This window comes from Acinetobacter sp. FDAARGOS_515 (assembly GCF_003938865.1).
Taxonomy (GTDB): domain Bacteria; phylum Pseudomonadota; class Gammaproteobacteria; order Pseudomonadales; family Moraxellaceae; genus Acinetobacter; species Acinetobacter ursingii.
Genome location: NZ_RKIX01000003.1, coordinates 1,757,458 through 1,771,996 on the forward strand (window position 1 = coordinate 1,757,458; position 14,539 = coordinate 1,771,996).

At 42.3% G+C, this 14,539-nt stretch carries 11 protein-coding genes, 2 tRNA genes and 3 rRNA genes; 11 read left to right on the forward strand and 5 right to left on the reverse strand.

What is annotated here, in order from left to right; genetic code table 11:
• Positions 1-22 precede the first annotated feature (22 nt).
• The 3 genes from EGS47_RS10030 to EGS47_RS10040 all read left to right on the forward strand — a co-directional run bounded on the left by EGS47_RS10030 (position 23) and on the right by EGS47_RS10040 (position 2,277).
• Positions 23-685, forward strand: coding sequence for a ribonuclease T2 family protein (locus EGS47_RS10030; protein ID WP_034698970.1), 663 nt, complete (start codon positions 23-25; stop codon positions 683-685).
• Between the two features lie 169 nt (positions 686-854).
• Positions 855-1,841 carry a malate dehydrogenase gene (locus tag EGS47_RS10035; RefSeq protein ID WP_004985458.1) on the forward strand — a complete coding sequence of 329 codons (987 nt, stop codon included), beginning with the start codon at positions 855-857 and terminating at the stop codon, positions 1,839-1,841.
• 187 nt (positions 1,842-2,028) lie between these two features.
• Positions 2,029-2,277 (forward strand): DUF2789 family protein, encoded by a 249-nt coding sequence (locus EGS47_RS10040; protein WP_004985459.1) that lies wholly within the window; start codon positions 2,029-2,031, stop codon positions 2,275-2,277.
• A 22-nt stretch (positions 2,278-2,299) separates the two neighbouring features.
• Here the strand turns inward: EGS47_RS10040 and EGS47_RS10045 are convergent, their stop codons facing one another.
• Positions 2,300-2,827: a hypothetical protein gene (locus EGS47_RS10045; protein ID WP_005002080.1), complete on the reverse strand. Its 528-nt coding sequence runs from the start codon at positions 2,825-2,827 to the stop codon at positions 2,300-2,302.
• Between the two features lie 125 nt (positions 2,828-2,952).
• Entirely contained in the window at positions 2,953-3,564 is a 612-nt protein-coding gene (locus tag EGS47_RS10050; RefSeq protein WP_005002081.1) for a 2OG-Fe(II) oxygenase, read from the reverse strand.
• Positions 3,565-3,704: 140 nt separating this feature from the next.
• Here EGS47_RS10050 and EGS47_RS10055 point away from each other — a divergent pair, with 140 nt between their 5' ends.
• The 8 genes from EGS47_RS10055 to rrf all read left to right on the forward strand — a co-directional run bounded on the left by EGS47_RS10055 (position 3,705) and on the right by rrf (position 12,477).
• A complete protein-coding gene (locus EGS47_RS10055) occupies positions 3,705-4,562 on the forward strand; it encodes a 23S rRNA (adenine(2030)-N(6))-methyltransferase RlmJ (RefSeq protein ID WP_004985467.1) in 858 nt (285 codons plus the stop codon).
• Between the two features lie 36 nt (positions 4,563-4,598).
• Positions 4,599-5,432: a CDP-diacylglycerol--serine O-phosphatidyltransferase gene (gene pssA, locus EGS47_RS10060; RefSeq protein WP_005002083.1), complete on the forward strand. Its 834-nt coding sequence runs from the start codon at positions 4,599-4,601 to the stop codon at positions 5,430-5,432.
• A gap of 21 nt (positions 5,433-5,453) precedes the next feature.
• Positions 5,454-6,527, forward strand: coding sequence for a DUF6670 family protein (locus tag EGS47_RS10065; protein ID WP_005002086.1), 1,074 nt, complete (start codon positions 5,454-5,456; stop codon positions 6,525-6,527).
• A 446-nt stretch (positions 6,528-6,973) separates the two neighbouring features.
• Positions 6,974-8,512: ribosomal RNA gene (locus tag EGS47_RS10070) — 16S ribosomal RNA — on the forward strand.
• A gap of 177 nt (positions 8,513-8,689) precedes the next feature.
• Positions 8,690-8,766: transfer RNA gene (locus EGS47_RS10075), tRNA-Ile, on the forward strand.
• A gap of 46 nt (positions 8,767-8,812) precedes the next feature.
• A tRNA-Ala gene (locus tag EGS47_RS10080) sits at positions 8,813-8,888 on the forward strand.
• 408 nt (positions 8,889-9,296) lie between these two features.
• Positions 9,297-12,189 (forward strand): 23S ribosomal RNA (locus EGS47_RS10085).
• A 173-nt stretch (positions 12,190-12,362) separates the two neighbouring features.
• Positions 12,363-12,477, forward strand: a 5S ribosomal RNA gene (rrf, locus tag EGS47_RS10090).
• The 16S, 23S and 5S rRNA genes sit together here with 2 tRNA genes alongside, the layout of an rRNA operon.
• 84 nt (positions 12,478-12,561) lie before the next feature.
• On the opposite strand, the gene EGS47_RS10095 is transcribed toward rrf, so the two are convergent.
• Genes EGS47_RS10095 through EGS47_RS10105 form a run of 3 tightly spaced genes read right to left on the reverse strand, consistent with a single transcriptional unit; the run spans position 12,562 to position 14,515 of the window.
• Positions 12,562-12,978, reverse strand: coding sequence for a roadblock/LC7 domain-containing protein (locus EGS47_RS10095; protein ID WP_004995040.1), 417 nt, complete (start codon positions 12,976-12,978; stop codon positions 12,562-12,564).
• A 22-nt stretch (positions 12,979-13,000) separates the two neighbouring features.
• A complete protein-coding gene (locus tag EGS47_RS10100; protein ID WP_005002091.1) occupies positions 13,001-13,543 on the reverse strand; it encodes a GTP-binding protein in 543 nt (180 codons plus the stop codon).
• Positions 13,544-13,552: 9 nt separating this feature from the next.
• Positions 13,553-14,515 carry a hypothetical protein gene (locus tag EGS47_RS10105; RefSeq protein WP_005002093.1) on the reverse strand — a complete coding sequence of 321 codons (963 nt, stop codon included), beginning with the start codon at positions 14,513-14,515 and terminating at the stop codon, positions 13,553-13,555.
• Between the last annotated feature and the right edge of the window lie 24 nt (positions 14,516-14,539).

Consider the following 14,539-nt stretch of genomic DNA (forward strand, 5'->3'; position numbering starts at 1 on the left):
TAACGGTTAAGTTTTTAGTTCGATGAAAAAGAAAAGTTTTACATACCATTGTCTTTCATGGTTGACGGGATGCGTATTGTGGGTAAATGTTATTTTATTTGCTCCGAATTTATATGCCGAATCACCACGCTTACAAGGCTATGTCATGCAAATTCAAATGACACCTGCGGTATGTGCGCTAGATTCTTCGCGGCAAAAACAGCGTAAATGTCTGGAAGGATATTCCCTAACCATTACAGGCTTGCTGCCTGAAACCAGTCATTCGAGTTGTGAAACTACTTCTGCTCCTACATTATCGCCTTTACAAGCCAAAGTTGTGGCACGTGTCATGCCAGATGAAAATGCCCGCGCACAATTGTGGCGTAGTATTGGTGGATGTATTCCTATGTCCGCCAGTCAGTATTTTAGGATGATTATTAATTATGCAGAGCGTTTGAAAATTCCTGCGGATTTAACCAGTGGAATCAATAAGGAAATTCAGAAAAATAATCTACAACAACAGTTTGTTCGCTTAAATCCTTCTTTACCTGCCAATGGTATTCGATTGAGTTGTGAATCTTCACGTTCAGAGCAGATTTTGACAGAAGTTCAGGTCTGTTATCAGGTCAATGGAACCTATAAACAATGTTCTAGTCATGTAGTGTCCAATTGTCCAAATGAGTTCACAATTAAAGGTAGTTATTAATCACTTGGTCGCAATTGATTTGTATTTTCTATCAGACTTTTGTTGAAATTCATTCTCTTTTAAATGCATCTGTTGCGGGTTTGGAGTACAATCTTTGCCGTTTATGATTATTAGATTAAATAGACTATCTGTTTAATCATCTTAACGATCCTCAATTGGAGATAATTACATGAAGCAACCCGTTCGTGTTGCCGTTACTGGCGCTGCAGGTCAAATTGGTTATAGCTTGTTATTCCGTATCGCAAGCGGTGAAATGTTAGGCAAAGATCAACCAGTGATTTTGCAATTGCTTGAAATTCCAGTTGAGAAAGCTCAACAAGCGCTTAAAGGCGTAATGATGGAACTTGACGACTGTGCTTTCCCATTGTTGGCTGGCATGATCGGTACTGATGATCCTAAAGTTGCGTTTAAAGATGCAGACTACGCATTGTTGGTAGGTTCTCGTCCACGTGGTCCTGGTATGGAACGTGCTGACTTGTTGAAAGTGAACGGTGAAATCTTCATCGGTCAAGGTCAAGCGCTTAACGAAGTAGCAAGCCGTGACGTGAAAGTATTGGTTGTGGGTAACCCAGCAAACACCAATGCATACATCGCAATGAAATCTGCTCCAGATCTTCCAGCGAAAAACTTTACTGCAATGCTACGTCTTGATCACAACCGTGCTTTGACTCAAATTGCGCAAAAAGCAGGCGTTGCGGTTGCTGATATTAAAAACCTTACAGTTTGGGGTAACCATTCTCCAACCATGTATGCGGACTACCGTTTTGCAACTGCAAATGGCGTAAACTTAAAAGACAAAATCAATGATGCTGACTGGAATGCGAACGTATTCCTTCCAACTGTTGGTAAACGTGGTGCTGCGATCATCGAAGCGCGTGGTTTGTCTTCTGCTGCTTCTGCTGCAAATGCTGCAATCGACCATATGCGTGATTGGGCTTTGGGTACAAACGGTGAGTGGGTAACGATGGGTATTCCTTCTGACGGTTCTTATGGTATTCCAGAAGGCGTTATTTATGGTGTGCCTGTTACTTGTGAAAATGGCGAATACAAACGTGTTGAAGGTCTTGAAATTGACGCATTCAGTCGTGAACGTATGGACAAAACACTTCAAGAACTTGAAGAAGAACGTGCTGCAATTGCAGACATGTTAAAATAATTAAAAACGATTTCTAATCGTCAAAAAGCATTCCTTAAAGGGGTGCTTTTTTTATGATCTTGTTTTTTGCATAATGATGATTTAAAACAAAAAATAACAAGAAGATTAAACGGATATAGATGACAAAACAGCGTATTGTGGTTAACGTGAAGCTTAACTTAGGTCAGTTGATTCATGGAGAATAACAATGTTCGAACAACAACCCACTTTAGAATTATTATTTGAGCAGCTTGGATTGGATGCCAGTGAAAGTGCGATGGATCAATTCATTAAAGAACATCAACTTTCGGCAGATGTAGAGCTGCATGATGCAGAATTCTGGAGCGAAGGACAGCGTCAGTTTTTACAAAGCCATATTGATAAAGATGATGATTGGGCGATTGTCATTGATGAACTCAATCAACAGTTACATATCGATAGTAATCCTAAAGCCTAGGCTTTAGGATCCACGATTCAGTTTAATGTGTTTTTGAACGGATCAGCGTTTTAAACCAATCGTGTTGATGCACTTGAGTAAAAGCTGAATGATGTTGCATTAACTCCAGATCAAACTCAGTGCACTGGCTATATTTTTCTAGCCAATGCCGTGCCAGTGCATACTCGGTTTTAACCGCAGACGCATAAGCCAAAAAGAACAACACATCACCATGTTGTAAATGCGCCAAAGGTTTTAAAATTTGCTGAGTAATGGTGGCAAATTTTGCTTCACGATTCAGCTCATAATACATCATATAGGCTTTGGCCAATTGTAAAGACAAATCTATATAAAGCGACATAGGCATTTCATCAAATTCAACGCGGGATGTCTCTAAAATTGCAATCGCTTCATGTAAAAAATGCACACGTTCCTGACGGTTGCGGCTGATCTCAACCAATTGTAAGCGTAAGTCCCCACGTTCCAGTGCAAGTTCAGGTGTATTGCCCGCAAGGTAGTGTTGATCAGTTTCTCCGATGCGCTCAACAATCATTTTGCTTGTATCTAGCATGTGGTTCATCCTCTGGGTTTATCGTCATTATATGAGGCTATTCGGCGATTTTAAAAGTGTACAAGGGTGAAACGCAGTGTTGCAGCTTTGATGGCATATTTCCAGATCACTATTTATCCAGATGACTATTTAGAAGACCAAATGGAGTTGCCACTGCGTAGCCATGCTGTAATGGAAAGTCTCTGCCGCTTAGAACTTAATACTTCGTGTAATAAATCGCTTTGAAAAATCACCAGACGATTAGGTTCAGGTTCAATAATATGCCATTGCTCATTTTTATCTTGTAAGCGCAGTTGTCCGCCCCAATCGGGTTGCCATTCTGGATGTAAATAATAAACGGCTGAAATCATTCGATCATTTTTTTGTTGAGGATTATCGCGATGTAAGGCATAAAACTCGCCCGCATTATAACAAGCAAAATGCGCTTCAATAGATTGAATCCCAAGAAAAAAAGCACGATTAAATGCCTGTGAAAAATTTTGGAGCAAGTCGATATGCTGTTGCGCAATCTTTAATTTTTCATCAATCCAGAGAATATGGTCACTACGAATTTTACTGACGATACCATTTTGAATGGCAGCTTCGCGAAACTGATTTAAATTGAATAGACATTCATCTAGCAATTGACTGGTAAATGGTGCTGAATGTGTTTGGTTGACAATAGCAAAGCCATGCTGGTCTAAATCATCCAGAATTTGTTCGATGTCATGCTGAATCGATTCAGAAATTTGCTGCATTTTGCCTCTCAATCATCAAATAAACCCACCAAAGAAAACTTATCCAGTGGGAGCTTTCGCTATTCTAAAACAACTCATGCACACGTAACTGCTTTTTTTCATGTTAAAATACACGTTAATCTGAGGAATTAATGTAAAAAATGAATTACCGTCACCATTTCCATGCGGGCAACTTTGCTGATGTCATGAAGCATGTACTCTTGCTTCAATTGTTAACACGTTTAAACGCGAAAGATAAGCCTTATCGTTATATTGATACGCATGCTGGTGCGGGAAAATATGATTTATCTCTGGCACCTGCACAAAAATCAGGTGAGTTTTTAACGGGTATTCATCGACTGGTTCAACTGGGAGATATGGAAAAACGTCAGGCTCCAGAGGGCGTACAACAATATCTCAAACTGGTTGAAAATATCCGCGCTGAACAAGGTAAGGGAACTTATCCTGGATCGCCGTGGTTTGCCCTGCAAGCGATGCGTGAGATAGATAAAGCCACTGTTTTTGAAATGCAACGCGATGTCTTCCAACAACTTCGTCAAAATATTCGCGATAAACGCATGGGTTTGCATGAGCGTGATGCTTACGAGGGTTTACTTGGTGTGATTCCGCCAAAAGAAAAACGTGGTTTGGTCATGATCGATCCGCCTTATGAGTTGGAGCGTAAGGACTTTCCACAATTGGTTGAGCTTTTGCAAAATGCCTATAAAAAATGGCCAACAGGCGTGTTTGCTGTTTGGTATCCGATTAAGGATCGCGCCATGATTGAACGTTTTGAAAAGAAAATGATGAAAACCGGCATTCGCCGTCAGCTCATCTGTGAGATTTGTGTTTGGCCCGATGATACGCCAGTAGGTTTAAATGGTTGTGGTTTATTGGTGATTAATCCACCTTGGCAATTTTCAGAAGATGCCGATCAGGCCTTACAATGGTTATTTCCACATTTGCGTATGCAGGAAAATGGCGGTCATGCCGCAGTTCGCTGGCTTGTAGGTGAGTAAAACTTATCATTCAAAGCATATTTGAGATCAACAACAATGACAAACATACAAAAGCCTAACCATGAATCAACTCAGAATGATCATTCTTTTGATGGTATTACCTTTGAGGTGGTTGAAGAGGAACAGACTCAGGAAGGCCAAAAAATTAAACGCCGTGGGATCTATTTATGGCCAAATCTGATCACGACTGCTGCGTTACTTTCAGGTTTTTATTCGATTACTGCGAGTATGAATGGTGAATTTTTGCAAGCCATTTATGCGATTTTTCTTGCAGCCTTACTCGATGGACTTGATGGACGTGTCGCACGAGCAATTGGTGCGCAAAGTGCGTTTGGTGAGCAATACGATTCATTGTCCGATTTATTAGCGTTTGGTGTTGCGCCTGCTATTTTAATGTATAGCTGGAGCTTGCATGATCTGGGTCGTATTGGCTTGGCGTGTTGCTTTATTTATACCGCTTGCGCTGCGTTTCGTTTGGCGAGATTTAATGTGCAAATTGGTGTGGTGGATAAACGCTACTTTATCGGTATCGCCAGTCCATTGGCTGCAATATTGGTGATTACCCTGATTTGGGTCAGTCGAGATTATCCGTTTGTTTTCGATATTCGTGATATTAAAGTACAAATTGCTTATGCAATCTACATGGTCATTGTTGCGATCTTAATGATCTCAAATATTAAATATTATTCTTTTAAACAAATGGATCGTAAACGTGTGCCATTTGTGGTGATGTTGCCTGTTGTGCTGATTTTTGCAGCAATTACTTACAATATTCCAATGGGGATTTTAATCGTATCCATTATTTATGCAATTTCAGGTTTTGTGACCACCTTGTTCGCACGTAAACAAAGTCCTACTATAAAGACATAATGCTTATGAGTGAGGTTCAGTATGCAAATGTTGATGAGTTCGCTAGAACAGTCTACACGCCTGAACCTCAAATTCAGCCAAACCACTTTGCTGGCTTATCATCCGCCGAAAGGACATTTTAAAGTCGTTTATCATGGGCTGATTTTACCCAATCTACCAGCACCGCTTCACTTTTTTAATTTTATTAATTTGCTGGGTCAACCCAAAATTCCATTGTTTCATAATCCAAGTATTATCAAAGATAAAGCTTCTAATACAGCCAGCGTAATGATGGCAATCAGCCCACATCAGATAGGACATTTAAAAAGTTATTGGCTTAACCAGCAGTGTCAAATCCATCCACACCATTACCAATTTGATCAAATTGACCAGTTCAAAGGAAATTTTCCACATTTTGAAATTCAACGTCAGGATCGTGAGTTAGAGTTGAATCTCAAAATTCAAACGACGGAAAACATTACTCACTTTGTCCCATTGAAATGGAATTTATTTGAACATTGGTCAATATTGTGTCATTGCCAAGGACATTTAAAATATCAAAATCAACATTATGAAATTAGTGGTATGGGAAGTTTTGATTATGCCCGTGCTGCAAATATTCCTTATCTTCCATTGGCATTTTATACGCATCAACTGATCAATCTAAATGAAAACACACAAGTGATTTTGAGTCAGGTGCGCAATCAATGGAATCAGATCATTTATTCCAGATTTTATTTGCGTGGCATCAATGGAGAAAACCTCTTTATTGATAAAAAAGTCTACTTTCATGTTCATCGTGTTTACCCAAAGATTACCACGCCAAATCATCGTCAAATGTACCTTCCTCGAGAGTTTTCTTGGTATGTAGAGGAAAATGGACAGCCCATTTTTGAAATCAAAGCACAAAGTCGAGGGGATTATAAATTCGGAGTAGGGGCGGGTTTTGCCGGAAGTTTTCGATATCATGCGCGTTTATACGATCAGAATTTTGAAGGTGAAAGCGCGTACTGCGAATATATTGATATTCGACCTTTAAATTGGCAAGAAAAAAACCAAACACAAATTCTTGCGGATGAATTCCTTCAAGCTCAGCCTTGTTTGCTTAAGAAGTAATCAAACTCGTCGAGTATGATCAAAACATAGACGATGGAGTGAGATCTTTTAAAAAAGGGGTTGCGTTGGTTTGGGAATGCTGTAGAATGCGCACTCATCGGCGGTGATTCGGATAAAAACTTGTTGAAAAACAGGGTGTTGGTTGGGTCTTGAGGGATTTGATTGGTATTTTAGTTGAGTAGATTGAGTTTTAAAAATATCTAAATTGCCTGTTGACTTTTAAGAGATTGAGAGTAATATAGCCGACCTAGCTTGATGCTGACGAAGCATGAAGAAGATCATTAAGAATATAGAAGAACAACTTGTGTGGATTTTTACTAATTGATTGATCGAAATATTATCATTGATTGATTGGTTTAAATTACTCGAAGTTTATTTGGGAGAATTTGTCAGTAATTGATGAGCCAGAATTGGCGTCTTGTCTTAACTAAGACGCGAAATGATTTTAACTGAAGAGTTTGATCATGGCTCAGATTGAACGCTGGCGGCAGGCTTAACACATGCAAGTCGAGCGGAGATGAGGTGCTTGCACCTTATCTTAGCGGCGGACGGGTGAGTAATACTTAGGAATCTGGCTATTAGTGGGGGACAACATTTCGAAAGGGATGCTAATACCGCATACGTCCTACGGGAGAAAGCAGGGGATCAGTAATGACCTTGCGCTAATAGATGAGCCTAAGTCGGATTAGCTAGTTGGTGGGGTAAAGGCCTACCAAGGCGACGATCTGTAGCGGGTCTGAGAGGATGATCCGCCACACTGGGACTGAGACACGGCCCAGACTCCTACGGGAGGCAGCAGTGGGGAATATTGGACAATGGGGGGAACCCTGATCCAGCCATGCCGCGTGTGTGAAGAAGGCCTTATGGTTGTAAAGCACTTTAAGCGAGGAGGAGGGTACTGGTATTAATACTACCAGCTACTGGACGTTACTCGCAGAATAAGCACCGGCTAACTCTGTGCCAGCAGCCGCGGTAATACAGAGGGTGCGAGCGTTAATCGGATTTACTGGGCGTAAAGCGTGCGTAGGCGGCTAATTGAGTCGGATGTGAAATCCCCGAGCTTAACTTGGGAATTGCATTCGATACTGGTTAGCTAGAGTGTGGGAGAGGATGGTAGAATTCCAGGTGTAGCGGTGAAATGCGTAGAGATCTGGAGGAATACCGATGGCGAAGGCAGCCATCTGGCCTAACACTGACGCTGAGGTACGAAAGCATGGGGAGCAAACAGGATTAGATACCCTGGTAGTCCATGCCGTAAACGATGTCTACTAGCCGTTGGTCTCTTTGAGGGATTAGTGGCGCAGCTAACGCGATAAGTAGACCGCCTGGGGAGTACGGTCGCAAGACTAAAACTCAAATGAATTGACGGGGGCCCGCACAAGCGGTGGAGCATGTGGTTTAATTCGATGCAACGCGAAGAACCTTACCTGGTCTTGACATAGTAAGAACTTTCCAGAGATGGATTGGTGCCTTCGGGAACTTACATACAGGTGCTGCATGGCTGTCGTCAGCTCGTGTCGTGAGATGTTGGGTTAAGTCCCGCAACGAGCGCAACCCTTTTCCTTATTTGCCAGCACTTTGGGTGGGAACTTTAAGGATACTGCCAGTGACAAACTGGAGGAAGGCGGGGACGACGTCAAGTCATCATGGCCCTTACGACCAGGGCTACACACGTGCTACAATGGTCGGTACAAAGGGTTGCTACCTAGCGATAGGATGCTAATCTCAAAAAGCCGATCGTAGTCCGGATTGGAGTCTGCAACTCGACTCCATGAAGTCGGAATCGCTAGTAATCGCGGATCAGAATGCCGCGGTGAATACGTTCCCGGGCCTTGTACACACCGCCCGTCACACCATGGGAGTTTGTTGCACCAGAAGTGGATAGTCTAACTGCAAAGAGGACGTTCACCACGGTGTGGCCGATGACTGGGGTGAAGTCGTAACAAGGTAGCCGTAGGGGAACCTGCGGCTGGATCACCTCCTTAACGAAAAGATTGGTTGATTGGTAAGAATCCACAACAAGTTGTTCTTCTGGTATCTGAATGAAAGATAGAAAAGGAACGAGTTTTCTCTTTTAATTTCAGAGATAAGTCATGCACTACGCGCTGCGCTTGTCTTGCGAAATAAAAAAAGAGATTATTAATCTCTTTTTTTATTTCTCAGGGTCTGTAGCTCAGTTGGTTAGAGCACACGCTTGATAAGCGTGGGGTCACAAGTTCAAGTCTTGTCAGACCCACCACTGCACAAGCTAAGCGCAGATGACAGATACTTAAATGATATAAGCTGGGGACTTAGCTTAGTTGGTAGAGCGCCTGCTTTGCACGCAGGAGGTCAGGAGTTCGACTCTCCTAGTCTCCACCAAATTTCAAGAACAGAAAAGCGCAGCTTTTCCTTGAAATTTAAGCAAGAAGCTATGCTTCGCGCAGTATCTGATCGAACACGAAAGTGAAAGAAAAGATGATTATAGAGCTTAGTAAATATAATGATTTATTAAGCTCTGTGATTAATCACAGTTTAATGTAGCTGACGAGGTTACATTAATTCATTAACAGATTGAGAATTGAGTCTGAAATAAATTGTTCACTCAATAACAAAGAGAGAAGAAGTCATTCTGATCTTAGAGTTAATTGAGAACTAGCAAATTAACTGAATCAAGCGTTTTGGTATATGAATTTAGATTGAAGCTGTACGGTGCTTAAATGCACAGTACTTCAAACTGTAATGTTGGTAATACTACTTGTAGGTATTAACGACTGTTTGGGGTTGTATAGTCAAGTAATTAAGTGCATGTGGTGGATGCCTTGGCAGTCAGAGGCGAAGAAAGACGTGATAGCCTGCGAAAAGCTCCGGGGAGGCGGCAAATATCCATTGATCCGGAGATGTCTGAATGGGGGAACCCACCTACTATAAGGTAGGTATCAATAACTGAATACATAGGTTATTGAAGCGAACGAGGGGAAGTGAAACATCTCAGTACCCTTAGGAAAAGAAATCAATTGAGATTCCCTTAGTAGCGGCGAGCGAACGGGGATCAGCCCATTAAGTGATGTGTGTTTTAGCGGAACGCTCTGGGAAGTGCGACCGTAGAGGGTGATAGTCCCGTACACGAAAGGGCACACATCATGATGACGAGTAGGGCGAGGCACGTGAAACCTTGTCTGAATATGGGGGGACCATCCTCCAAGGCTAAATACTCCTGACTGACCGATAGTGAACCAGTACCGTGAGGGAAAGGCGAAAAGAACCCCTGTGAGGGGAGTGAAATAGATCCTGAAACCGCATGCATACAAGCAGTGGGAGCCGACTTGTTCGGTGACTGCGTACCTTTTGTATAATGGGTCAGCGACTTACATTCAGTAGCAAGGTTAACCGCATAGGGGAGCCGTAGAGAAATCGAGTCTTAATAGGGCGTATAGTTGCTGGGTGTAGACCCGAAACCAGGCGATCTATCCATGAGCAGGTTGAAGGTTGGGTAACACTAACTGGAGGACCGAACCCACTGTCGTTGAAAAGCCAGGGGATGACTTGTGGATAGGGGTGAAAGGCTAATCAAGCCTGGTGATAGCTGGTTCTCCCCGAAAGCTATTTAGGTAGCGCCTCGGACGAATACCATAGGGGGTAGAGCACTGTTTCGGCTAGGGGGTCATCCCGACTTACCAAACCGATGCAAACTCCGAATACCTATGAGTACTATCCGGGAGACAGACTGCGGGTGCTAACGTCCGTAGTCAAGAGGAAAACAATCCAGACCGCCAGCTAAGGCCCCAAAATCATAGTTAAGTGGGAAACGATGTGGGAAGGCATAGACAGCTAGGAGGTTGGCTTAGAAGCAGCCACCCTTTAAAGAAAGCGTAATAGCTCACTAGTCGAGTCGGCCTGCGCGGAAGATGTAACGGGGCTAAAACTATGTGCCGAAGCTGCGGATGTAACTTTAGAGTTACGTGGTAGGGGAGCGTTCTGTAAGCCGAAGAAGGTGTATTGAGAAGTATGCTGGAGGTATCAGAAGTGCGAATGCTGACGTGAGTAACGACAAAACGGGTGAAAAACCCGTTCGCCGAAAGACCAAGGGTTCCAGTCCAACGTTAATCGGGGCTGGGTGAGTCGACCCCTAAGGCGAGGCCGAAAGGCGTAGTCGATGGGAAATGGGTTAATATTCCCATACTTCTGTGTAATGCGATGAGAGGACGGAGAAGGTTAAGTCAGCCTGGCGTTGGTAGTCCAGGTGGAAGACAGTAGGCATGCATCTTAGGCAAATCCGGGGTGCTCTATGCTGAGAGTCGATATCAAGCTGTACTTGTACAGTGAAGTGGCTGATACCATACTTCCAAGAAAAGTCTCTAAGCTTCAGTTACACAGGAATCGTACCCGAAACCGACACAGGTGGTCAGGTCGAGTAGACCAAGGCGCTTGAGAGAACTCTGCTGAAGGAACTAGGCAAAATGGTACCGTAACTTCGGGAGAAGGTACGCTGCTGAGGGTGATGGGACTTGCTCCCTGAGCGCTTGGCAGCCGCAGAAACCAGGCCGCTGCAACTGTTTATTAAAAACATAGCACTCTGCAAACACGAAAGTGGACGTATAGGGTGTGATGCCTGCCCGGTGCTGGAAGGTTAATTGATGGGGTTAGCGTAAGCGAAGCTCTTGATCGAAGCCCCAGTAAACGGCGGCCGTAACTATAACGGTCCTAAGGTAGCGAAATTCCTTGTCGGGTAAGTTCCGACCTGCACGAATGGCATAATGATGGCGGCGCTGTCTCCAGCAGAGGCTCAGTGAAATCGAAATCGCTGTGAAGATGCAGTGTACCCGCGGCTAGACGGAAAGACCCCGTGAACCTTTACTGCAGCTTGACATTGAACTTTGACCTTACTTGTGTAGGATAGGTGGGAGGCTATGAAGATGTGACGCCAGTTACATTGGAGCCATCCTTGAAATACCACCCTGGTAATGTTGAGGTTCTAACTCTGCCCCGTAATCCGGGGCGAGGACCATGTCTGGTGGGTAGTTTGACTGGGGCGGTCTCCTCCTAAAGAGTAACGGAGGAGTACGAAGGTGCGCTCAGCGTGGTCGGAAATCACGCGTAGAGTATAAAGGCAAAAGCGCGCTTAACTGCGAGACCCACAAGTCGAGCAGGTACGAAAGTAGGTCTTAGTGATCCGGTGGTTCTGTATGGAAGGGCCATCGCTCAACGGATAAAAGGTACTCTGGGGATAACAGGCTGATACCGCCCAAGAGTTCATATCGACGGCGGTGTTTGGCACCTCGATGTCGGCTCATCTCATCCTGGGGCTGAAGCAGGTCCCAAGGGTATGGCTGTTCGCCATTTAAAGAGGTACGCGAGCTGGGTTTAGAACGTCGTGAGACAGTTCGGTCCCTATCTACCGTGGGCGCTGGAAATTTGAGAGGATCTGCTCCTAGTACGAGAGGACCAGAGTGGACGAACCTCTGGTGTACCGGTTGTGACGCCAGTCGCATCGCCGGGTAGCTATGTTCGGAAGGGATAACCGCTGAAAGCATCTAAGCGGGAAGCCTACCTCAAGATAAGATTTCCCTAGGAATTTATTCCTCTAAAGAGCCGTTCAAGACTAGGACGTTGATAGGTTGGATGTGGAAGCATAGTGATATGTGAAGCTGACCAATACTAATTGCTCGTGAGGCTTGACTATACAACACCCAAACAGTTGTTGTATTCAAGATAAATTCGATACAAAACTTGATTTAGTTAATAAACTAGTTACAATACCGACTCAATTTACAATCCGTTAATAACTCTTTGGATCGTAAGTAAGGCATACGATGAATATATCGTGAATAAGACCCGAAAACACCACAACAGTTTGCTGGCGACAATAGCAAGAGTGAACCACCTGATCCCTTCCCGAACTCAGAAGTGAAACCTCTTCGCGCTGATGGTAGTGTGGCGTTAGCCATGTGAGAGTAAGTCATCGCCAGCTTTTAAATCTAAGGCACCCTCATCTTTATACAGATGAGGGTGCTTTTTTTTATCAAGAGAATAGATGCAATAAATAGAAAATCAGTTAACTTTCTTGCTTAATAATATTTTGACTTGCTTTTTTTAAGCTAAAAAGCAGTTGTCCAAGGAGTACGTCCTTACTACTCAGCGTCACGATAATCATTGGATGTTGAGCTGAAGGTACTGAGGTTAAGACAGCTTTACCATTTTCTGCATCTAAAGTAATGCTTTGACATCCAATGAGCTGTATTTCTTTAAGAAAAGCACTCACCATTGCTAAAATAGAGCTACTAACAGCGGCTAGTTTGCTTGCATTATAATGATTTTTTTTAGTGATCGTTGTGAGTTCAAAACCATCAGTGGAGCAGAGCATAATAAAATCGATTCCGCGCACGTTATTAATAATATCTTGAACTTCATTCTTTGCGTATTGAATAAGTTCAGGAGGGGCAATTCTCCGTTGTTCTTTTAAAGCAAACATGGCTATTACCTCAAATTTAGTTTCAGCTTGTTAGGTTATAATTGACTTCTAATGATGCGATAAGTGATTCGACTATCAATAATATGTGATCAGTTTTACGTGCATCAATAAAAAATAGTGGATAAGAATATTGGTTTTGTTTTAGCCAGTCACGATAGATAGAAAGTGGTTTTTCTTTGTTTTGATCGACATGGGTAATGCCAATAGCAATATTATTGCTTTGGGACTTAAAGCTTTCTAAATAAGCTTCGAGTTCTTCTAAAGGTATTTCAACTGAGTGATCAATGAGTAAAATGACTCCAATCGCTCCCTCACAAATAACAGACCAGATGAAATCAAAACGGGTTTGACCTGGTGTTCCGTATAGCCCAATTTTTACGCCATCTTCGAGTGTAATCTCGCCATAATCAATACCTACGGTTGTTTGTTGTTTTTCATGTGCTGCTTGATCAGTGTTGAAAGCTTCTGTAGCTAATACAGGAATTTCAGACAGTGATTTTATAGCTTCGGTTTTACCTGCTCCCATGCTCCCTGCAAAAACAATTTTATATTGCTGTAAGATCATATATCTTCCTTATATTCCAAAGCGGCGGCGCAATTTACCGAAAAATTTGTTTAAAAAACTTTGGTTTTCATCATCTTGAGTACTGGAATGTTGTGAAAATTTACTTTGTGTTGCCGCAATTTCATTTCCATTATCAGATGCAATACAAGCCGCTATAAATTGTTTCACGGTATGAAGTGGTAGGCTAAGTTGTTTTGCGATTTCAGTGAGTTCAGCGCCTTGAATAAAGCATGCACTCAGTCGTAATATATTTTTTTGATTTTTTGTGCTGAAAGGCTGTGGCCAGTAATCTAATTGATAAAATTGGATATCATCTGCCAAAGTGTGTAGTTCGTGAGAATTCCAAACGAGGTTCCATAACCAATTTTCTAACAGATATTCAGATTTACGTGAAACTTTGACAAAATCAGCGGTCATTGCAAAATCATATTGGAAGCTATGATTAGTCTGGGTGGTGGTTCGAGTCGGCTCTAACCAAGCAATTTGACTTCGTGTATCAATGATTGCCAATGTTCCATGATCATCAAATAAATGTAAACGCGCATTTTGAGGATTGAGCATGTGTTTAAAAGTTGACGGTTTTAATATTGAAGTGATTTGCTTAGTTACGTTTATATTAAATTCTTCATCATCTGATAAATAATTTAATAATCTTAAATGTATCCACTGTTTGAGTGGTTCAATTTTATGATTAAAAGGTAAATACAAGGTATTATTATTGATATCACCCGATAAATTATGGTTTTTTACGATTTTTAAAAATGGGAATTTTTTATTTTTTAGAATTTTTTGAATGCTGTCAGTTTCAAAAAAAGATTCATTAATGAGAAGTAAATCAATATTAGGGTCGGCCGCATTTATCCAGTTAATACCATATTGGTCTGGAATAGCATTTCTTAATTCTATTTTTAATTCATCTGAACTTTTTAATCCTAAGCCAGAAATTGCAATATTAATGCAGTGTCCATTCATAATATCTTTTTGTATCTCAACGTT